The organism is Achromobacter sp. UMC46 (genome assembly GCF_014170335.1).
Taxonomy (GTDB): domain Bacteria; phylum Pseudomonadota; class Gammaproteobacteria; order Burkholderiales; family Burkholderiaceae_B; genus Achromobacter.
On the sequence record NZ_LZZS01000009.1, the window covers coordinates 1 to 18,566 of the forward strand.

Annotated in this window: 18 protein-coding genes and 1 pseudogene; 8 read left to right on the forward strand and 11 right to left on the reverse strand. The window is 65.3% G+C overall.

Going from position 1 to position 18,566, the window contains the following annotated elements; all coding sequences use genetic code 11:
- Both A9973_RS12215 and A9973_RS12220 read right to left on the reverse strand, forming a co-directional pair.
- Window positions 1–266, reverse strand: a pseudogene (locus A9973_RS12215) (hypothetical protein); the annotation flags it as partial.
- Window positions 263–829 carry a sigma-70 family RNA polymerase sigma factor gene (locus A9973_RS12220; RefSeq protein WP_255469135.1) on the reverse strand — a complete coding sequence of 189 codons (567 nt, stop codon included), beginning with the start codon at window positions 827–829 and terminating at the stop codon, window positions 263–265. The pseudogene A9973_RS12215 and the gene A9973_RS12220, both read right to left, overlap by 4 nt.
- 198 nt (window positions 830–1,027) lie before the next feature.
- On the opposite strand from A9973_RS12220, the gene A9973_RS12225 reads away from it, so the two are divergent.
- On the forward strand, window positions 1,028–1,681 hold the full coding sequence (locus A9973_RS12225; protein WP_183014040.1) for a thiopurine S-methyltransferase: 654 nt from the start codon (window positions 1,028–1,030) through the stop codon (window positions 1,679–1,681).
- Between the two features lie 75 nt (window positions 1,682–1,756).
- Here the strand turns inward: A9973_RS12225 and A9973_RS12230 are convergent, their stop codons facing one another.
- The 6 genes from A9973_RS12230 to A9973_RS12255 all read right to left on the reverse strand — a co-directional run bounded on the left by A9973_RS12230 (window position 1,757) and on the right by A9973_RS12255 (window position 8,226).
- The gene (locus tag A9973_RS12230; protein WP_183014041.1) at window positions 1,757–2,524 is read right to left on the reverse strand and encodes an SDR family NAD(P)-dependent oxidoreductase; all 768 of its coding nucleotides are present in this window, start codon (window positions 2,522–2,524) and stop codon (window positions 1,757–1,759) included.
- The gene (locus A9973_RS12235) at window positions 2,521–3,516 is read right to left on the reverse strand and encodes an NAD(P)H-quinone oxidoreductase (protein ID WP_183014042.1); all 996 of its coding nucleotides are present in this window, start codon (window positions 3,514–3,516) and stop codon (window positions 2,521–2,523) included. The genes A9973_RS12230 and A9973_RS12235 overlap by 4 nt, the downstream gene beginning before the upstream one ends.
- Before the next feature lie 19 nt (window positions 3,517–3,535).
- Window positions 3,536–4,240, reverse strand: a complete 705-nt coding sequence (locus tag A9973_RS12240) for an ABC transporter ATP-binding protein (protein WP_183014043.1) — start codon at window positions 4,238–4,240, stop codon at window positions 3,536–3,538.
- On the reverse strand, window positions 4,233–6,014 hold the full coding sequence (locus A9973_RS12245; protein WP_183014044.1) for a branched-chain amino acid ABC transporter ATP-binding protein/permease: 1,782 nt from the start codon (window positions 6,012–6,014) through the stop codon (window positions 4,233–4,235). Before A9973_RS12245 ends, A9973_RS12240 begins: the two co-directional genes overlap by 8 nt.
- 22 nt (window positions 6,015–6,036) lie before the next feature.
- Entirely contained in the window at window positions 6,037–6,903 is an 867-nt protein-coding gene (locus A9973_RS12250; RefSeq protein ID WP_183014045.1) for a branched-chain amino acid ABC transporter permease, read from the reverse strand.
- Window positions 6,904–7,026: 123 nt separating this feature from the next.
- Window positions 7,027–8,226, reverse strand: coding sequence for an ABC transporter substrate-binding protein (locus A9973_RS12255; protein WP_183014046.1), 1,200 nt, complete (start codon window positions 8,224–8,226; stop codon window positions 7,027–7,029).
- A 331-nt stretch (window positions 8,227–8,557) separates the two neighbouring features.
- On the opposite strand from A9973_RS12255, the gene A9973_RS12260 reads away from it, so the two are divergent.
- Genes A9973_RS12260 through A9973_RS12270 form a run of 3 tightly spaced genes read left to right on the forward strand, consistent with a single transcriptional unit; the run spans window position 8,558 to window position 11,225 of the window.
- Window positions 8,558–9,340: an SDR family oxidoreductase gene (locus A9973_RS12260; RefSeq protein ID WP_183014047.1), complete on the forward strand. Its 783-nt coding sequence runs from the start codon at window positions 8,558–8,560 to the stop codon at window positions 9,338–9,340.
- Window positions 9,340–10,290: a 3-hydroxyacyl-CoA dehydrogenase gene (locus A9973_RS12265; RefSeq protein ID WP_183014048.1), complete on the forward strand. Its 951-nt coding sequence runs from the start codon at window positions 9,340–9,342 to the stop codon at window positions 10,288–10,290. The genes A9973_RS12260 and A9973_RS12265 overlap by 1 nt, the downstream gene beginning before the upstream one ends.
- On the forward strand, window positions 10,290–11,225 hold the full coding sequence (locus A9973_RS12270; protein WP_183014049.1) for a 3-keto-5-aminohexanoate cleavage protein: 936 nt from the start codon (window positions 10,290–10,292) through the stop codon (window positions 11,223–11,225). Before A9973_RS12265 ends, A9973_RS12270 begins: the two co-directional genes overlap by 1 nt.
- 43 nt (window positions 11,226–11,268) lie before the next feature.
- Here A9973_RS12270 and A9973_RS12275 read toward each other — a convergent pair whose 3' ends face one another.
- Together A9973_RS12275 and A9973_RS12280 are read right to left on the reverse strand one after the other, a co-directional pair.
- A complete protein-coding gene (locus A9973_RS12275) occupies window positions 11,269–12,339 on the reverse strand; it encodes a glycerol dehydrogenase (RefSeq protein WP_183014050.1) in 1,071 nt (356 codons plus the stop codon).
- Window positions 12,340–12,348: 9 nt separating this feature from the next.
- Complete coding sequence (locus tag A9973_RS12280; protein ID WP_183014051.1) at window positions 12,349–13,053, reverse strand: GntR family transcriptional regulator; 705 nt, start codon at window positions 13,051–13,053, stop codon at window positions 12,349–12,351.
- Between the two features lie 124 nt (window positions 13,054–13,177).
- On the opposite strand from A9973_RS12280, the gene A9973_RS12285 reads away from it, so the two are divergent.
- Genes A9973_RS12285 through A9973_RS12300 form a run of 4 tightly spaced genes read left to right on the forward strand, consistent with a single transcriptional unit; the run spans window position 13,178 to window position 17,487 of the window.
- Window positions 13,178–14,035 carry a transketolase gene (locus A9973_RS12285; RefSeq protein WP_183014052.1) on the forward strand — a complete coding sequence of 286 codons (858 nt, stop codon included), beginning with the start codon at window positions 13,178–13,180 and terminating at the stop codon, window positions 14,033–14,035.
- Complete coding sequence (locus A9973_RS12290) at window positions 14,036–15,034, forward strand: transketolase family protein (protein WP_183014053.1); 999 nt, start codon at window positions 14,036–14,038, stop codon at window positions 15,032–15,034.
- A gap of 15 nt (window positions 15,035–15,049) precedes the next feature.
- A complete protein-coding gene (locus A9973_RS12295; RefSeq protein WP_183014054.1) occupies window positions 15,050–15,853 on the forward strand; it encodes a shikimate dehydrogenase in 804 nt (267 codons plus the stop codon).
- 35 nt (window positions 15,854–15,888) lie between these two features.
- Window positions 15,889–17,487 carry a GMC family oxidoreductase gene (locus tag A9973_RS12300; RefSeq protein WP_183014055.1) on the forward strand — a complete coding sequence of 533 codons (1,599 nt, stop codon included), beginning with the start codon at window positions 15,889–15,891 and terminating at the stop codon, window positions 17,485–17,487.
- A 60-nt stretch (window positions 17,488–17,547) separates the two neighbouring features.
- Here A9973_RS12300 and A9973_RS12305 read toward each other — a convergent pair whose 3' ends face one another.
- On the reverse strand, window positions 17,548–18,561 hold the full coding sequence (locus A9973_RS12305) for a proline racemase family protein (protein ID WP_183014056.1): 1,014 nt from the start codon (window positions 18,559–18,561) through the stop codon (window positions 17,548–17,550).
- Window positions 18,562–18,566 lie beyond the last annotated feature (5 nt).

Genomic DNA, 18,566 nt, shown 5'->3' on the forward strand with positions numbered 1-18,566 from the left:
GATCTGGCGCGGCCTGTCGTGGTGGCGCACGCTGTCCGCAGGCTTGGCCGGGCCGAAATCGCCTGCCAGACATGCGCCGGAGGCGTTTCGGGTGGCAGGGCCATGGCCAGGGGCAGCAGCCGCTCTTCCCATTCGGTCACGGCCCGGCGCAGGCCGGCGTCGTCACGCATCAATTGGACGAACCGGCGCCGGGCTCCCGCGCGCAGGCCGCCCAGCACGTACTCGGCGGCCAGGCGATCCTGCAGTTCGGGGTGGCGGTAGTTCATTCCAAGCACCTTTTCAGCCGTTGCATGCCACGGCGTATCCAGCTCTTTATCGTTCCCAGCGGCGTGTCCAGGCGGGCCGCGATATCGGGATGTGGCAGGTCGTCGAAAAACGCCATGGCGATGGCAATGCGCTGCGGCCCTTCCAACTGGGCCATGCAATCCGCTAGCCGGCGCCCTTCCTGGCTGGCTTCCAGGCGGGCAAGCGGGCCGGGGCCGTCGTCGGCCATCGCCAGCGTCAGCGCATCGTCCGGGTCCGGCACTTCGATGGCAGGACGCCGCAAGCGGTCGATGCACCGGTTCCTGACGATGCGCGTCATCCATGTCATCGGCTGGCTTTGCCCCGGCTGGTATTGCCCGGCCTGGCGCCAGATCGACACGAAGCACTCCTGCAGCACATCTTCCGCAGCGGCCTGGTCTCTCAACATACGTCTGGCAAGGGCGAACAGATGCGGGGACGCCAGGCGATAGATCTCCGCCAGCGCGGATTCGCGTTTATCCGCGCATTGGACGAGCAGGGCCTGGAGGTGCTGGGCGTCGGGCATCGATTCCTGAGGAAGGGGCATGCTGCACCAAAGCATACCGGGCGCGCTCGTCGGCGTCACCCATTTCGGCGGCACTACAATGCCGGTCACCGGATTGCGCGGAATCTAGCGCGCCGGGGGCGATACCCGTTACGCTGGGTGCGCAAAGGCGTCCGGGCCCGGGCCGGCCCGGTAGAGGCGATGAGCTTGCAACCGAAATACAGGAGGAGCAGACAAAGTATGGACGCAGAATTCTGGTTGGAACGCTGGCGCGAAGGGCGCACGCACTTTCATCAAACCCGGATTACCCCGCTCTTGCAGAAGTACTGGCCCACGCTGGCCGTGCCGAAGGGTGGACGGGTATTGGTTCCGCTTGCCGGAAAGTCGCTGGACATGGTCTGGCTGGCAGCGCAGGGTCATTCCGTGCTGGGAGTCGAACTCTCCCAGCTTGCGGTCGACCAGTTCTTTGAAGAGAACGAGCTTCGGCCCGTCACGCACGAATCCGTCTACGGCAAGCATTACGTGGCGGGCAACATCGAGATCATCTGCGGCGACATCTTCAAGCTGGACGCGCAAGTGCTGTCGCATTGCGTGGGCGTCTACGACCGCGCGGCACTGGTCGCCTTGCCCGAGCCCATGCGCGCCCAGTATGTCTCCCATGTCTACGGGCAGTTGTCGCCCGCTTGCCAGGGCCTGCTGATCACGCTGGACTACCCGCAGGAAGAGATGGCGGGGCCGCCGTTTTCGGTGGTGGACGGCGAAGTCCAGGCGATCTTCGCGGGCGTCATGCCCGCGGTGATCATCGACCGCCGGGATATCCTGGACAAGGAACCCAAGTTCCAGAGCGCCGGCGTCAGCCGGCTGGATACGGTGGTGTACCGCCTGGGCGTGTAGGATGGATGAAGCGCGCGATTTCCTGCGCCAGAACGCCGGAATCCAACGCGCGCAACCCATCGCGTGGCGGCGACGCTAAGTCATCAGCCATCCACCGGCCACGTCCAAGACCTGGCCGGTGACGAATCTGGCCTGATCGGACGCGAAGAACAGGCAGGCATCCGCCACTTCCTCGGGCGTGCCCAGCCGGCGTAGCGCGGTCACCTGTGTCACGGCGTCATTGACGGCTTTCGGCACGCTCTTTAGCAACGGCGTGCTGATGCGCCCCGGCGCCAGCGCATTCACCGTCACGTCGTACTCGCCCAGTTCGGCCGCCCAATGCCGCGTCAGGCCGATCAAGCCGGCCTTGGTGGCGGCATAGTGCGCCGCCACGATATCGCAGTAGGCCTTGCCCGCCACCGACGACATGTTGATCACGCGCCCCTGGCGCTGCTTCACCATGTGCGGCGTGGCCAGATGCGTCATGTAGAACACGCTGTTCAGGTTCACCGACACCACGTTGTCCCACTCGCCGGGCGGCATCTCCCAGACCTTCAGCGCGCGCCCGTCCGTCTTGGGCGAGATGCCGACGTTGTTCACCAGGATGGTGGCCGCGCCCAATTCGGACGTGATGCGGTCGTAGGCCGCCTGGCATTGGTCGTAGTGCGCCACGTCGGCGTGGACGAAGGCCACGTCGTGGCCGTGCTTGCGCAACTCCTTCTCGAACGCCTGGCCCGCCTGCGAATTGAAATCGATCAGGCCGACCCGGCCGCCTTCGGCCAGGAAGCCCTCGACGATGGCCGAGCCGATGCCGCCCACTGCGCCCGTCACGATCGCGACCTGCCCCTTGAAACGGCCGCTCATGCCTGCACCTTCAGCATGATCTTGCCGATGTGTTTGCTGCTTTCCATCAAGGCATGCGCCTGGGCGGCCTCGGCCAGCGGGAACACCTCGTGGATCAGCGGCAGGCATTGCCCCTGCTCCATCAGCGGCACGACCTTGCTGGCCAGCGACCGCGCGATGTCGCCCTTGTCGTCGTCCGAGCGCGGGCGCAATGTCGATCCGGTGAATTGCAGCCGCTTGATCATGATGGGCAGCGCGTCGATTTCGGCCTTGCTGCCTTCCAGGAAGGCGATCTGCACCAGCCGGCCATTCACGGCCAGCAGGCGGATGTTCTTGTTGATGTAGGCGCCGCCCACCATGTCCAGGATCACGTCCACGCCGGCGCCGCCGGTCGCTTGGCGCACCTCGGCTTCGAAGTCCGCGTCGCGGTATTGCACGGCGTGATGCGCGCCGGCCTTCAGGCAGGCGTCCGCTTTGGCGGGGTTGCCGACCGTGGTCCAGACCTCGGCGCCGAAAGCGCGGGCCAGCTGGATCGCCGTCAGGCCGATGCCGCTGGAACCGCCATGCACCAGGAACTTCTCGCCGGCCGACAGGCGCGCGCGGTCGAACACGTTGGTCCAGACCGTGAAGTAGTTTTCGGGGATGGCGGCGGCGGACAGCAGGTCCATGCCGCGCGGCACGGGCAGGCAATGGCGTTCGTCGGCCAGGCAGTATTGGGCGTAGCCCCCGCCCGGCGTCAGCGCGCAGACGGCGTCGCCGACCTTCCAGGCGGTGACTTCGGGGCCGACGGCGATGATGGCGCCGGACACTTCCAGCCCCAAATAGGGCGAGGCCCCCGGCGGCGGCGGGTACGAACCGGAGCGTTGCAGCACGTCAGGGCGGTTGACGCCGGCGTAGGCCACCTCGATCAGCACCTGCCGCCCGGTGGGCGCGGCCATGTCGCGCTGGGCGACGTGCATGCAGTCGGGCGCGCCGCCCTTGCCGTGGTCGATGAATGTGCAGCGTAGGGTCATAAGAATGGAGTCCTGGTCATCAATGGCCCAGATAGGCCTTTTTCACATGGGGATCGCTCAGCAATTCCGCGCCCGTGCCGGTGCGCACGATGGCGCCGTTCTCCAGCACGTAGCCGCGGTCGGCCAGCCGCAGGGTGCGGAACACGTTCTGTTCCACCAGCAGCACCGTCACGCCGTGGGACGTCACGTCGCGGATGATGTCGAACATCTGCTGCACCAGCAGCGGCGACAGGCCCAGCGACGGCTCGTCGAACACCAGCAGCTTCGGGTCGGCCATCATGCCGCGCGCGATCGCCACCATCTGCTGCTCGCCGCCGGACAGCGAGCCGGCGTACTGTGACAGGCGTTCCTTGACCCGCGGGAAAATGCGCAGCACCTCTTCCAGCTTGCGCTGCACGATGGGGCGCGCCGCGCGCTTGTAGGAACCCATCAGCAGGTTGTCCTTCACTGTGAAGTGCGGAAACAGCTGGCGGCCTTCGGGGATCATGGTGATCCCCGCGTCCACGATGTCATAGGGGTTGCGGTTGGTCAGGTCGTGGCCTTCGAATTCGACTTTGCCCTGCATGGCGGGGATGACGCCACACAGGGTTTTCAGCGTGGTCGTCTTGCCCGCGCCATTGGCGCCGATCAGCGTGACGATCTCGCCCGCATTGACCTCGAAGTTCAGGCCGTTGAGCACCTGGCTCTTGCCATAGCCCGACGACAGGTTCGTCACCTTAAGCATCCTGATACTCCTTGCCCAAATAGGCTTCGATGACGGCCGGGTTCTCGACCACGTCCTTCGGCGAACCGCTGACCAGCACCGCGCCTTCGTTCAGCACGATGATGCGGTCGGACAGGGCCATCGTGGCCTGCATCATGTGTTCGATCAGCAGCACGGACACGCCCGAGTCGCGGATGCGCCGGATCATCTGGATGGACTTCTCGATGTCGGTCGGATTCAGCCCGGCCATCACTTCGTCCAGCAGCAGGATGCGCGGCTTGATGGCCAGCGCACGGGCGATCTCCAGCCGCTTCATGCCGCCCACCGTCAGGCTGCGCGCTTCGGTGTTCAGGTACTTGACCAGGTCCGTCTGCTCGGCCACCTTCAGTGCGATCTGTTCGGCTTCGTCGCGGCTGGAGGTGCGGATGAACGCGCCCAGCATGATGTTCTCAAGCACGGTCAGGCCGGTGAACGGCTTGGCGATCTGGAACGTGCGGCCCAGCCCCTTGTGCGCGTACTCGTCCGGCGTCTTGCAGGTGACCCAGTTGCCGTCCGCGTCCAGCATCGAGATGCCGCCCTTGTCCGGCGACAGGAAGCCAGACAGCAGGTTGAACACGGTGGTCTTGCCCGCGCCGTTCGGCCCGATCATGCCCAGGATCTCGTTCTGATTCAGCGTCAGCGACACGTCGTTGGTGGCGCGCAACCCGCCGAAGCTCTTGAACAGCTTGTCGGCCTTCAGCACCGGCTGTTCGGAACGGGTGGCGTTGTGCAAGCGCAGCTCGTCGGCCAGCTTCTGCTTCTTGCGGGGCGTGCCCAGATACGGCAAACGGGCCAGTGCGCGCTCGATCGCGGGGCCGAACGCGCCGGCCAGGCCGCGCGGAATGGTCAGCACCACGGCCACCAGGATCAGGCCGTAGATCAGCCCGTGCATGCCGTTGCCCACGCTGGACAGCCAGCCGCGCGCCAGTTCCGCGATCGGCAGCACCAGGAAGGTGCCCGCGATCGGGCCGGCCACGGTGCCCAGGCCGCCGATCAGCGCGAACATGGCCACCTGGATCGACAGCTCCAGCGAGAACGCCGAACTGGGGTCCACGAAGGTCAGGTAGGTGATGTGGAACGTGCCGATGATGCTGGTCAGCATGGCCGACACCACTGCCGCGATGATCTTCACGCGCACCGTGGGGATGCCGACGGCAAGCGCGGCGTCCTCGCGTTCGCGGATGGCGATCAGGTAGTGGCCGATGCGCGATTTGCGCACATACCAGGACACCCACGTCACGAACAGGAAGAGCCCGAACGCGATGATCACGTAATTGAGCTTTTCTCGGAACACGATCCACGCCCAGCCGATGTTCAGCGGCAGGCTGATGCCGCTTGAGCCGCCCGTCCAGCTTTCCTCGTGGATGACCAGCAGCCGCACCACTTCCAGGATGGCGATGGTGGCCAGCGCGAAGAATGGGCCGCGCAGGCGCAGCGTGGGGTAGCTGATCAGGATGGCGACCCCGGCCGAGATGACGGCGCCGGCCAGCATGCCGAACCACGGCGAAATGCCGAAGTTCTGCGTCAGCAAGGTGGCCGTATAGCCGCCGATGCCGTAGAAGACCGCGTGGCCCAGCGACAGCTGGCCCGCGTAGCCGCCCACGATGTTCCAGGCGACGGACAGGGATGAAAAGACGAACAGCAGGACGAACAGGTTGGTCCAGAAAGGCGTGCCCATGACGGCGGGCACGATGAACATGACAATCAGCAGAATCAGGCTGACGTAGGCTTTTGGGCTTCGAAAGTCGGGAAACACGTCTCGCTCCTTGTGGCTCTGATCACTCTGTTCCAACGCCGAACAGGCCGTTCGGACGCAGGACAAGGATCAAGAGGAAGATCCCGAAATACACGACCTCTTTCAGGTCGGGGGCGATGTAATAGCCGGCCAGCGTATCCACGATGCCGATGATCATGGAGCCGGCGACGGCGCCGTACAGGCTGCCCAGGCCGCCCAGCACCACGATCACGAACGCGGTCAGCACGAAGTACGTGCCGACCGTCGGGAACACCGGATACTGCGGCGCCAGCAAGCCCGCGGCGATGCCGACGAATGCCGTGCCCAGGCCGAAGGCGATGGCGTAGACGTTGTTGACGTTCACGCCCATCAGGGTGGCGGCATAGCGGTGCTGGGCCACGGCGCGCAGCGCGCGCCCCAGATAGGTGCGGTGCATGAACAGATGCAGCAGCACCGCCAGGCTGATGCCCACCACGAAAGTGATCACCTGGCCCGTCACCATTGAATAATTGCCCACGTCGATGGCGTTGGTGCCCAGCTCCACCGGCGCGCGGTAGACGTTGGCGCCGAAGATCACCAGCGCAAGATTGAGCAGGATGGTGGACACGCCCACCGTGGCGAAGATCTGGATGTGCTGGTCGGCGTTCAGCAGCGGCTGGATGATGCCTTTCTGCGTCAGCGCGCCCAGTGCGAACAGGATGACGGCGACCGGAACCAGCCCGATGTACGGATGGACGCCGAATTGCGCGGCGATCAGATAGACCAGGTACATGCCGATCATCAGGAACTCGCCGTGCGCGAAGTTCACGACGCGCACGACGCCGAAAATCAATGTCAGCCCCAGACTGATGATGGTGTACGCGCCGCCCAGCAACAGGCCATTGATGACCAGTTGAATGAAAATATCCATGGTGCAACCTCTTAGAGCGGGATGCGGCGCCGGCACGGCCGCGTCGAAGACGGCCGCGCCGGCGCGCGTGGATCCCGGGAAACGTCAGGCGCCCCCGAGCGCCTGATCACTGGCGTCGCGCGCTTACTTCTTGAAGACGGGCTTGCCAAGTGCGAGGTTGCTGGGCGCGATGGTGACGAGCTTGCCGTCCTGCCACTGCATCACGTAGAACGTGGCGGCGTTGTTCTGGCCGTCCTCGCCGAACTCGAAGGCCCAGCCGTTGGCCGTCTGGCCGGCGGGCTTCTTGTAGGCCAGGACCGCGGCGCGGATCTTGTCCTTGTCCGTGGACTTGGCATTGCCGATGGCTTCAAAGAAAGCCTTGGCGCCGACGTAGTTGGTCAGGCTGTGGCCGGATTGCGGATCGCTCTTGTAGGTGGCCTTGTAGGCCTCCAGGAACTTGTCCAGACCCGGTGCGCCCGCCGGATTGATGGAGGACTGGGGGAAGTCCAGGTCGAACACGCCGTTCATGTCGGCGCCGACCGCCTTGGCGGTATCGGCCAGCGAATAGCCGCCGCCCGCGCCGATCACGACCTTGGGCTTGAAGCCGGCGGCGCGCGCCTGGCTGAAGAACAGGATGGCGTCGTTCTGGTAGGCCGTCTGCAGCACCACGTCGACCTTGGCGCCCTTCAGGCGCAGGATCAGGGACGACAAGTCCACCGTCTTGGCCGAGTAGGGCAGCACTTCGGCCACCGTGTAGCCCAGTTCCTGGGCGCGCTTCTTCTCGGTGGCCGCCACGTCGGTGCCATAGGGCCCGTCTTCGTGGATGATGCCGATCTTGATGTCCTTGGGGTTCAGCCCCATGCCCGGGGCGATGGTGTCATGCAGCGCGTTGACGACCGACACGCCGTACAGCGCCGTATTGGGGTTGCTGCGGAACAGGTACTTGTAGCCGCGCGTGGTGATCTTGTGCGCGGTGGCGCCCAGCTCGAAATACGGCACGCCGGCCAGCTCCGTCACGGGCGAGGCCGCATACGAGATGCCTGACGCATAGCTGCCGAACACGCCGACCACGTTGGACGAGATCAGGCGCTTGGTTTCCGACACGGCTTGCGTCGGGTCCACGGCGTCCGCCTTCACGATCTCGATCTTCTCGCCGTTGACCCCACCCGCGGCGTTGATCTCGTTCACGGCCAGTTCCAGGCCGCGATAGCTCTCTTGCCCCAGGAGCGCAAGCGCGCCGCTGAACGGGAAGAGGGCGCCCACTTTCATGTCGGCCGCTGCGGTGCCGCTTGCCATGACGCCGCAAACGCCCAGCGCCAAAATTATCTTATTGAACTTGAACACGGTCTACGCTCCTTTGTCGGTATGGGATGCGGACTGTTTTTGGTGTTGTCCGTCTTTTTTAAATATATGATATATGTGCCGGGCAGGTACGAAAACCCCGACTTGGATTCTAGTTGGGGTCACAGCAAGCCGAATCGGGGAATTCCCTAAAGCCGCATGAATAAAGCCTTAGCGGCCGATGAGCGGTGAAACTAACCGCAATATTCCGTCAGGCGGGTGTAGTTTTCAGGCAGTCGCCGGCGACGCCGAAAGTACAAGAAACTATCCGGATTAATCATATATCCTATATCATCAAATGCGCGCTTTTCCATAAGAACCAGGAGACAGAAGCATGTTCGAGGAAGTCGATTTCGCCGGAAAACGGGTCCTGATCACCGCTGGCGCGGATGGTCTGGGCCTGGAGATGGCCAAGGTGTTCCACCACGCGGGCGCCTCGGTCTTCGTGTGCGACGTGAATGAAGCGCGCCTTGCCGCGCTGCCGGCCGAATTGCCCGGCGTGCATACGGCCGTGGCGGACGTGTCCGACGAGGACAGCGTGGGCGCGCTCTTCACCGCGGTCAAGCAAAAGCTGGGCGGGCTGGACATCCTGATCAACAACGCGGGCGTGGCGGGTCCGACCGGCTACGTCGAGACCCTGTCCAAGGCGGACTGGGACCGTACGCTGGCCGTGAACATCACCGGCCAGTTCCTGTGCGCGCGCCAGGCCATCGGCATGTTGAAGGCATCCAAGGCGGGCGTGATGATCAATCTGTCTTCCGCTGCCGGCCATCTGGGCTTTGCCGGGCGGTCGGTCTATTCGGCATCCAAGTGGGCGGTGATCGGGTTCACGAAATCGCTGGCGATCGAATTGGGGCCGCACGGCATCCGGGTCAACGCCATCCTGCCTGGCGCCGTCGAAGGCCCGCGCATCCGCGCCGTCATCGAGGCCAAGGCCGGCACGCTCGGCCGTCCGGTGGACGAGATCGCCGCGCAGTACGAGAACCAGGCTGTGCTGGGCCGCATGGTCACGGCGCGCGACATCGCCAACATGGTGTTGTTCAACGCCAGCGAAGCCGCCCGCAGCGTCACGGGGCAGGCCATCGTGGTGGACGGTTTCACGCAGAAGCTCTACTGATGGACGCCGGCCGCAAGGCGCGTTGCGCCGCCATCATCGGAACCGGGCTGATCGGCCAAGGGTGGGCCATCGTGTTCGCCCGCAAGGGTTGGGACGTGCGCTTGTACGACGTCAACGCGGCCATGCTGGCCGAGGCGCGCTCGCTGATCCTGCAGCAGCTGCGGGAACTCGAGACGCAAGGCCTGCTGTCGGGTGCCGACGCCATCATCGAACGCGTGCATGTGGCCGGCAGCCTGGCCGACGCGGTCAAGGGCGCCTGCTACATCCAGGAGAACTCCCCGGAAAACGTCGAGATCAAGCGCGCGCTGTTCTCGGAACTGGACGAGGCGGCCGACCCCGATGCGGTCATCGGCAGCTCGACCTCCAGCATCCCCGCCAGCCAGTTCACCGAGCATCTGGCCGGACGCCACCGCTGCCTGGTCGCGCATCCGGTCAATCCGCCTTACCTGATCCCTGTCGTGGAGCTGTGCCCCGCGCCCTGGACGCGCCCGCAGGCGCTGGATGCCGCCAACGAAGTCATGACGGCCATCGGCCAGAAGCCGGTGCGGGTGCGCCGCGAGATCGAAGGCTTCATCCTGAACCGCCTGCAGGGCGCCTTGCTGCACGAGGCGTTCCGGCTGGCCAAGGAAGGCATCGCCAGCGCGGAAGACATCGACGTCACGGTGAAGGACGGCCTGGGCTTGCGCTGGTCGTTCATGGGGCCGTTCGAAACGATCGACCTGAACGCGCCGGGCGGCATTGCCGATTACTGCGCGCGCTATGGCGGCCTGTACCAATCCATCGGCGCCGACCAGGGCGATTGCGTGGCCTGGGACGGCGCGCTGGTGGACGCGCTGGAGGAAGAACGCCGCGGCCTGCTGCCGCAGGAAGACCTTGCCAAGCGCCGCTTCTGGCGCGATGAAAAACTGATGCGCCTGATGCGCCACAAACAAGAGAACGGAGACAACTAATGGCTAAGCCCAAACAGAAAGTCGTCATCACCTGCGCCGTGACGGGCGCCATCCATACGCCCAGCATGTCGCCGCACTTGCCGGTCACGGCCGACGAGATCGCGGAAGCCGCCATCGGCGCCGCCAAGGCGGGCGCGGCGGTGCTGCACCTGCACGCGCGCGATCCCCAGACCGGCAAGCCGTCGCAAGACCCGGCGCTGTTCAAGCCGTTCCTGGAACGGATCAAGAACGAGACCGACGCCATCATCAACATCACCACCGGCGGCAGTCCGCACATGACGGTGGAAGAGCGCATGCGCCCGGCCACGACTTTCCAGCCCGAGCTGGCCTCGCTGAACATGGGATCGATGAACTTCGGCCTGTTCCCGATGCTGGACCGCTTCCAGGACTTCAAGCACGAGTGGGAACGCGAGCATCTGGAAAACAGCCGCTCGCTGATCTTCCGCAATACCTATCAAGACATCGAATCCATCCTGACGCTGGGCAACGCCAACGGCACGCGCTTCGAATTCGAGTGCTACGACATCAGCCACCTGTACAACCTGGCGCATTTCGTGGACCGCGGGCTGGTGAAGTCGCCGCCGTTCATCCAATCGGTGTTCGGCATCCTGGGCGGCATCGGGCCGCACCCGGAAGACCTGATGCACATGAAGCGCACGGCTGACCGGCTGTTCGGCAACGATTATGAATGGTCGATCCTGGGCGCGGGCCGCAACCAGATGCCCCTGGCTACCATCGGCGCGGCAATGGGGTCGAACGTGCGCGTCGGCCTGGAAGATTCGCTGTGGATCGGGCCGGGCCAATTGGCGGAATCGAACCGCGCCCAAGTCGAGCGCATCCGCACCGTCGTCGAAGCGCTGAACCTGGAAGTGGCGACGCCGGACGAAGCGCGCGCCAAGCTCGGCCTGAAGGGCCGGGACAACGTGAAGTTCTGATCGGGTAAGGGGCAGCCGGCCGGCGCGGTTGCGCCGGCCGTGTTCAAGCGTGGCGGCGCAGGGCGCCCGCAAGCGTGGCGACGTCCAGCAGGCGATCGAAATTGGCGGCGTGGCGGGCCTTCAGGGTCAACTCCGCCGCCAGCGTCAGGTCCGCGTCGCTGGGGGATTCGGCGGCGCCTAGCTCGCGCAGCGTGGTGGGCAGGCCCACTTGGGCGTACCACTGCGTCAAGTCCGCCAGCATGCCGTCGCTGCGCTGCTCCAGGTCCAGCTGCACCAGCAGCCCGACCGCCACTTGCAGCCCATGCAGCGCGGTCGCCACGCCGCCGATCTTGGGCAGCCCGCGCGTCAGGGCGTGGGCGATGGACAGGCCGCCGCTTTCAAAACCGAGACCGCTCATGAGGATCATCGCTTCCACCACGCGTTCGAACGCCGGCGTGGGCTGGCCGGTGCCGGCGGCTGCCACCGCGTCCACCCCGTCGGCCAGCAGGGTGCGCAGGCAGCCGTCGGCGATCAGTTGCGCGGACAGCAGCGGTGCGCCGTCGTACATGTTCTTGCCGCCGTTGCGTTGGCATTGCTCGGCTTCGAATTTCTTCGAGATGGCGTCGCCCAGGCCCGCTCGGAAGAAGTGCGCCGGCGCAGTCGCGATGATGGCGGTGTCCACCAGCACCACCGTGGGGTTGAACAGCATGTGTTCGACCGCCAGGAGGTTGTGATGTTCGTCGTACAGCACGTAGTTCTTGCTGGTGGGCGCGTCGTTGGACGCCACCGTGGGCACCGTGACCAGGTGGCAGTGGGCCGACTTCGCCACCGCCTTGCCCGCATCCAGCGATTTGCCGCCGCCCACCGCGATCACCATGTCGATGCCGGCCTGCGAGGCCTGCGCGCGCAATTGCGCGATGAGTTCGGGCGTCAGGTCGCCCTCGACGATCAGGGGTGTAAGCGCCACGCCGTGCTCGACGCACAAGGCTTCGATTCGGGATCCCAGCACGCCATGGACGTAGCGGTCGATGACCAGGGCGGCGCGGCGGCCGAACAAGGCGGCGTACTGGCCCAACGCGTCGAGCGCGCCCGCTCCCTGAATGTAGCGGCTGGGAGCGCCAAAAATCTTCAGCATGCGGTTTTCCTATTTGCGTGTCGCGGGAGGGCGGTAGTCGAGCTCTTTTTCGCGTTCGACCAGCCAGTCGATCATGATCTTGCCGCCCCAGACCAGGTCGGCCTGGATGGCGCTGCGCGCGGCTTCGGAATTGCGCGCTTCCAGCGCTTGCAGCACGGCTTCGTGGCGGTGTTCGTTTTCCGAATAGTCCAGGCCGGACGTCTTGACGTGGAACACCTTCAGGATGGGGCCGGTGATGACCCAGAACGATTCCACCGTGGTGCGCAGGATCGGCTTGTTGCTGGCTTCCAGGATGGCGAAGTGGAATTTGCGGTTCAGGTAGCTGGCGCGCTTGGGGTCCGTGGCCGTGCAGGAAATGAAATCCCGCTGCAGGGCGATCAGGTTGTCCAGCTGCTTGCGCGTGATGTTCTGCGCGGCTTCGGCCGCGCCCATGCCTTCCAGGTGGAAGCGGATCTGCTGGATCTCGCGCAGTTTCTCCGAATTCACATAGGGCACGTAGACCGCGGTGGCCGCCTGCATTTCCAGGCCCTGCTCGCTGATCAGCCGGAAGATGGCCTCGCGCACAGGCGTGATGGATACGCCCATCTCTTGGGCCAGTTCGCCGATGATCAGGCGTTCTCCGGGTTCGTACTGCCCGTTGATCAGGGCATTGCGGATTTCGTTATAGACCCTGACGGAGAGGTTCTCTTTCTTTACCGGTTTGAGGCTGGGCATGACGTTTCGGGCTTGCTGTATTAAGGGAACGGGTGAATCCGGAATGAATTCTAGCCCGCCATAGCCAATTCAAGCTCAATGGGTATATTATATATCATATATCCTAACGAAGAAAGGACGGGCCATGCGCCACCACCAGGAGGCCCCCACCGAGGGGGAGGTCAGGATGCTGCGGGAAAAGGCCCGCCATATCCGGCTGGAGACAATCAGACTGATCGAAATCGCCAAGGTCGGGCACTACAGCTCGGTCTTCTCGTGCGCGGAAATATTCGCGTCGCTGTACTACGACGTGATGCGGCTGCGTCCGGGCGAGCCGCATTGGCCGGACCGCGACCGCTTCCTGATGGGCAAGGGCCACGCCGCCGTCGGCCTGTTCCCGGTGCTGGCCGACCACGGCTTCATCGACCGCGCGCTGCTGGACGGCTATACGCGGTTGGGCAGCCCGCTAGGCGACCACCCCGACATGAGCAAGGTGCCGGGCGTGGATTTCAGCTCGGGGTCCATCGGGCACGCGCTGTCCAATGGCGTGGGCATGGCAGTCGGCGGGCGCATGAGCCAGCGCAATTTCAACGTCTTCGTGATGCTGGGCGACGGCGAAATGCAGGAAGGGCAGGTCTGGGAAGCGGCGCTGTTCGCCGCGCACAACCGCTTGTCGCGCCTGATCGCCATCGTCGACCGCAACGGCTACCAGCTGGACGGCAAGGTGGATGATGTCATGGGCGTGGAGTCGTTGGCCGCCAAGTGGCAGGCGTTCGGCTGGGACGTGCACGAAGTCGACGGCCACGACTTGTTCGCGTTGACGGCCCTGCTGCGGCGCCTTCGCGCGGACGACGCGCGCGCCAAGCCGGCTTGCGTGATCGCCAAGACCATCAAGGGCAAAGGCGTGTCCTATATGGAAACCGAGCCGGGCTGGCACCTGGGCTATCTGGCACCGCAAGACGCACAAAGCGCCGTCGACGAAATCCTCTCCCGCGAGATCTGAATGGCACAGGCACAAGTCCTTTCCCCCGACTCCTGGCAGTACCGCGCCCTGAACGCGGTGAACCCCGGGCTGTCCTACTTATCCGATGCGCTGATCGAACTGGCGCAGGCCGGGCACCCGGTCGTGGCCGGGTCGGCCGACCTGCAGTACTCCAACGGGCTGAATCGCTTTGCGGAGGCCTACCCCGACCGCTACGTCCAGTTCGGCATTTCCGAGCAGAACATGGTGTCGGCCGCCGCCGGCCTGGCCACCACCGGCATGATGCCGTTCGTGGCCACCTTCGCGTCGTTCCTGGGCTTGCTGTGTTGCGAGCAGATCCGCATGGACGTGGCATACACCAAGCTGCCGGTCCGGCTGATCGGCCACCATACCGGCATCAGCCTGGGCTTCTACGGCACCTCGCACCACGCCACCGAAGACATCTCGACCATGCGCGCGCTGGCCGGCCTGACGGTGGTCTCGCCGGCCGACGGCCCGCAACTGGCCTCCGCCATCAAGGCGTCGGTCGATTGGCCGGAACCGATCTACTTCCGCATCGGGCGCGGCCGCGATCCGCAGGTCTATGCAGACGGCACGCCGTTCGAATTCGGCCGCGCCATCGTGCATTCCTCGGGCAGCGACCTGAACCTCATCGCTTGCGGCATCACGCTGCACGCGGCGCTTGCCGCGGCGGAGCAATTGCGCCAGGACGGCTTGTCGGTGGGCGTAATCGACATGCCGACCATCAAGCCGCTGGACCGCGATGCGGTGCTGGCGGCCGCGGGCCAGTCGCGCCTGATGATGACCGTGGAAGAACACAACGTGCTGGGCGGGCTGGGTTCGGCGGTTGCCGAAGTGCTGACGGATGCCGGCACGGGCACGCGCCTGCGGCGCCACGGCATTTATGACGAATACAGCCTGATCGCGCCGCCCACTACGCTGTATGCCCACTACAAGCTGGACGCCGCCGGCATCGGCGATGTGGCCCGTGACTTGATCAAGACGTCAGGCAACGCCTGAGCACCGGAGAACAGAATGAAAGAAATCAGTGGAAACACGCGGCTGTTCGGCATCCTGGCCGACCCGATCCATCATGTGAAGACGCCGCACCGCATGAACGAGCTGTTCGCCAAGATCGGCTTCGATGGCGTATGCGTGCCATTTCATGCCCGGCCCGACAATCTGGCCGCCGTGGTCGAGGGCTTGCGCCGCCTGGAGAACCTGGGCGGCGTCATCGTCACGATGCCGCACAAGACCGCGATTCTGGACCTGGTGGATGAAGTCACCCCCGTCGCGCGCAAGATCGGCGCGGCCAACGTGGTGCGCCGCGACGCCGATGGCCGGCTGGTGGCGCACATGCTGGACGGCGAAGGCTTCGTGGGTGGGCTGCTGGCCGCGGGCGTGACGGTGCAAGGGAAAAGCGCCTATCTGGCGGGGGCCGGCGGCGCCGCCAACGCCATCGGCTTTGCGCTGGTCCAGGCGGGCGTGTCGCGGCTGACCATCGCCAACCGCACGCCGGCCAAGGCCGAAGACCTGAAGGCGCGCATCCTGTCGCTGCATCCCGAGGCGAAGATCACGGTCGGCACGCCGGACCCCGCCGGCCACGACCTGGTCGTCAACGGCACCTCGCTTGGCATGAAAGAGGGCGATGCGTTGCCGCTCGATGCCAGCCGCCTGACGCCGGATCAGCTCGTGTGCGAAGTCATCATGCAGCCCAAGGACACGGCGTTGCTGCTGGCCGCGCAGGAACAGGGCTGCAAAGTGCACTACGGTGCGCCGATGCTGGCGTGCCAGATCGCGCTGATGGCCGACATGCTGGGCGTTGCCGCCGCGAAGTAGGCGGGCGGCCGAAATCAGGAGGGGTAGACAAGAAGATGGGCGATTACGATTTCATCATTGCCGGCGGCGGCACGGCCGGTTGCATCCTGGCCAACCGCTTGAGCGCCGACGGCAAGCATCGCGTCTTGATGCTGGAAGCCGGCTTCGAGGCGCGCAGCATGTGGATCTCGATCCCGGCGGGCTTCTCCAAGCTGCTGGTCGATCCGGGCTACAACTGGCGCTTCGCGACCGAACCCGAAGACAACGTCCACGGGCGCATCATTGCCGTGCCGCGCGGCAAGGGAGTGGGCGGATCCACCCTGATCAACGGCATGATCTATGTGCGCGGCCAGCCGCAGGACTATGACGGCTGGGAGGCCGCCGGCGCCAGGGGCTGGGGGCATGCCCAGGCTGAGCGGGTGTTCCGCAAGATCGAACATTACGCGCCGGGCGGCGAGGCGCGGGGCAAGAACGGCCCGATGCATCTTGAAGAAGTCGCCGAACGCTTCCCGGTGTCCGACGCCTTCCTGCGCGCCGCGCAGGAGGACGGCCAGCCACTTAACGCCGACTACAACAGCGGCAACCAGGAAGGCGTGGGCTATTACCAGGTGCTGCAGCATCGGGGCCGGCGCTGGAGCGTGGTGGACGGGTACATGAAGCCGGCCGTCGGCCGCAAGAACCTCAAGGTGGAGTGCGGCGCCCACGTCACGCGGCTGCTGTTCGAGGGCAAGCGCTGCGTCGGCGTGGCGTACCGCCAGAACGGCCAGGAGCACACGGTGCGCGCGCGGCGCGAAACCCTGGTGTGCCTGGGCGCGGTGCAGTCTCCGCAATTGCTGGAGCTATCGGGCGTGGGCGATCCGGCGCGGCTGCAGTCCTTCGGCATTCTGCTGGTGCATGCGCAGCCGCAGGTCGGTGAAAACTATCTCGACCACTTCGCCACGCGCATGAATTGGCGCGTGAAGAACACGGTGACCTTGAACGAGATGTCGCGCGGCTGGCGCCTGGCGCAACAGGTGGCGCGCTACTACACGAGCCACAAGGGCATCCTGACGTTGGGGACGGGCCTCGTCCACGGCTTCGTCAAGAGCGCGCCTGGCCTGCCCACGCCCGATGTGCAGTTCTTCTTCGTGCATGCCAGCTACGCCAACGCGGCCGAGCGCATCCTGGACCGCCATCCCGGCATGACGATCGGCGTGGCGCAATTGCGTCCGGAGTCGGTGGGCAGCATCCACATCAAATCGGCGGATCCCTTGGCGGGTCCGTCGATCCGCCCCAACTTCCTGTCCGCGCAGATTGACCGCGACAGCCTGGTGGGCGGCATGAAGGCGGCGCGGCGCATTGTGGGGCAACCCGCCATGCAGCCGTTCATCGACGCCGAAGTCAGCCCCGGGGGCGGTGTGGAAAGCGACGAGCAATGGCTGGATTTCGCGCGGCGCAACGGACAGACGATCTATCACCCGATCGGCACCTGCCGCATGGGCTCGGACCCGGCGGCCGTGACGGATGTGCGCCTGCGGGTGAACGGACTGACAGGCCTGCGCGTGGTCGACGCGTCGGTGATGCCGAAAATGGTCTCCGGCAATACGCAGGCCGCCGTCATGATGGTGGCCGAGCGCGGCGCGGAGATGATCCTGGAGGATGCGGCGCAAGCCTGACTCCGCATGCAAAAGGCGCGCCCGGCAGGCATGCCGGGCGCGCCTTTTTTTGGGGATGGCTCAGCGGATCAGGAAGCCGGCGCCGACCGGGTCGTTGCGGTCGATCACCCAGCGCGCGGTGCCCAGGATGCTGGCGGTTCCCTTGACGGTGGGACGGACGGCGCGCGTGCCGTTCAGGTCCACTTCACCCAGCAGGCAGCCTTCGAAGGTGCCGCTGCCCAGCAGGCCCTCGGATTTGATCGGCTGGTTCAGGCCCATCTTCCCGCGCGCCTCGAACATGGCCATCATGGCGCTGGTGCCGGTGCCGCCGGGCGAGCGGTCCAGCTGGCCTGCGCTGAAGACGTGCACGTTCTTGTAGAACGCGCCTTCGATCGTCGGCTGGTGCCAGAACGTGATGAAGTTCAGGTTGTTGATGTGCGCCTCGGTCGGGTGCTGGATGCGGTGGCGCGCGTTCAGCTGGTCGCGCACGATCAAGCCCATGCGCGACAGTTCCGTGCCGTTGTCCGGCGAAATCCGCAGGTCGCAGCCCGACAGGTCCACGATGCCGAAGTAGTTGCCGCCCCAGACGATGTCGGCGGACAGCTTGCCGTAGCCCGGCAGTTCCACCGGGATGTCCTGCGCGGCCACATAGGCCGGCACGTTTTCGAAGCGTGTCCACAGCACGTTGTCGCCTTCGGATGCCACTTCCGACACGACCAGGCCGGCCGTGGTTTCAAAGCGGATCTTGGTGATGCCGTCCTTGCCGCGCGGCACCAGGCCATTGGCCACCATCGCCATGCTGACGGCGATCGTGCCGTGGCCGCACATGTGGGAATACTCGGTGCCGTCGATGTAGATCAGGCCGGCGTCGAATTCGGGGCTGGACGGCGGCGTGAGGAACACGCCGAACATGTCCTTGTGGCCGCGCGGCTCGCGCATCAGCGCCTGGCGCAGCCAGTCGTAGTGCTGTTCAAGGAAGGCCCGCTTTTCCAGGATGCTGGATCCGGCGGGGTAGGGGATGCCGCTATGCACGATGCACAGGGGCTCGCCTTCGGTATGGGTATAGATGACATCGAACGCGTCTTGCTTGCGCATGACTG

Excerpts from the sequence above, each read along its gene's own strand:
- A9973_RS12220 (WP_255469135.1), bottom strand. The coding sequence starts at position 829 with ATGCCCCTTCCTCAGGAATCGATGCCCGACGCCCAGCACCTCCAGGCC.
- A9973_RS12225 (WP_183014040.1), top strand. The coding sequence starts at position 1,028 with ATGGACGCAGAATTCTGGTTGGAACGCTGGCGCGAAGGGCGCACGCAC.
- A9973_RS12230 (WP_183014041.1), bottom strand. The coding sequence starts at position 2,524 with ATGAGCGGCCGTTTCAAGGGGCAGGTCGCGATCGTGACGGGCGCAGTG.
- A9973_RS12235 (WP_183014042.1), bottom strand. The coding sequence starts at position 3,516 with ATGACCCTACGCTGCACATTCATCGACCACGGCAAGGGCGGCGCGCCC.
- A9973_RS12240 (WP_183014043.1), bottom strand. The coding sequence starts at position 4,240 with ATGCTTAAGGTGACGAACCTGTCGTCGGGCTATGGCAAGAGCCAGGTG.
- A9973_RS12250 (WP_183014045.1), bottom strand. The coding sequence starts at position 6,903 with ATGGATATTTTCATTCAACTGGTCATCAATGGCCTGTTGCTGGGCGGC.
- A9973_RS12260 (WP_183014047.1), top strand. The coding sequence starts at position 8,558 with ATGTTCGAGGAAGTCGATTTCGCCGGAAAACGGGTCCTGATCACCGCT.
- A9973_RS12265 (WP_183014048.1), top strand. The coding sequence starts at position 9,340 with ATGGACGCCGGCCGCAAGGCGCGTTGCGCCGCCATCATCGGAACCGGG.
- A9973_RS12270 (WP_183014049.1), top strand. The coding sequence starts at position 10,290 with ATGGCTAAGCCCAAACAGAAAGTCGTCATCACCTGCGCCGTGACGGGC.
- A9973_RS12275 (WP_183014050.1), bottom strand. The coding sequence starts at position 12,339 with ATGCTGAAGATTTTTGGCGCTCCCAGCCGCTACATTCAGGGAGCGGGC.
- A9973_RS12280 (WP_183014051.1), bottom strand. The coding sequence starts at position 13,053 with ATGCCCAGCCTCAAACCGGTAAAGAAAGAGAACCTCTCCGTCAGGGTC.
- A9973_RS12285 (WP_183014052.1), top strand. The coding sequence starts at position 13,178 with ATGCGCCACCACCAGGAGGCCCCCACCGAGGGGGAGGTCAGGATGCTG.
- A9973_RS12290 (WP_183014053.1), top strand. The coding sequence starts at position 14,036 with ATGGCACAGGCACAAGTCCTTTCCCCCGACTCCTGGCAGTACCGCGCC.
- A9973_RS12295 (WP_183014054.1), top strand. The coding sequence starts at position 15,050 with ATGAAAGAAATCAGTGGAAACACGCGGCTGTTCGGCATCCTGGCCGAC.
- A9973_RS12300 (WP_183014055.1), top strand. The coding sequence starts at position 15,889 with ATGGGCGATTACGATTTCATCATTGCCGGCGGCGGCACGGCCGGTTGC.
- A9973_RS12305 (WP_183014056.1), bottom strand. The coding sequence starts at position 18,561 with ATGCGCAAGCAAGACGCGTTCGATGTCATCTATACCCATACCGAAGGC.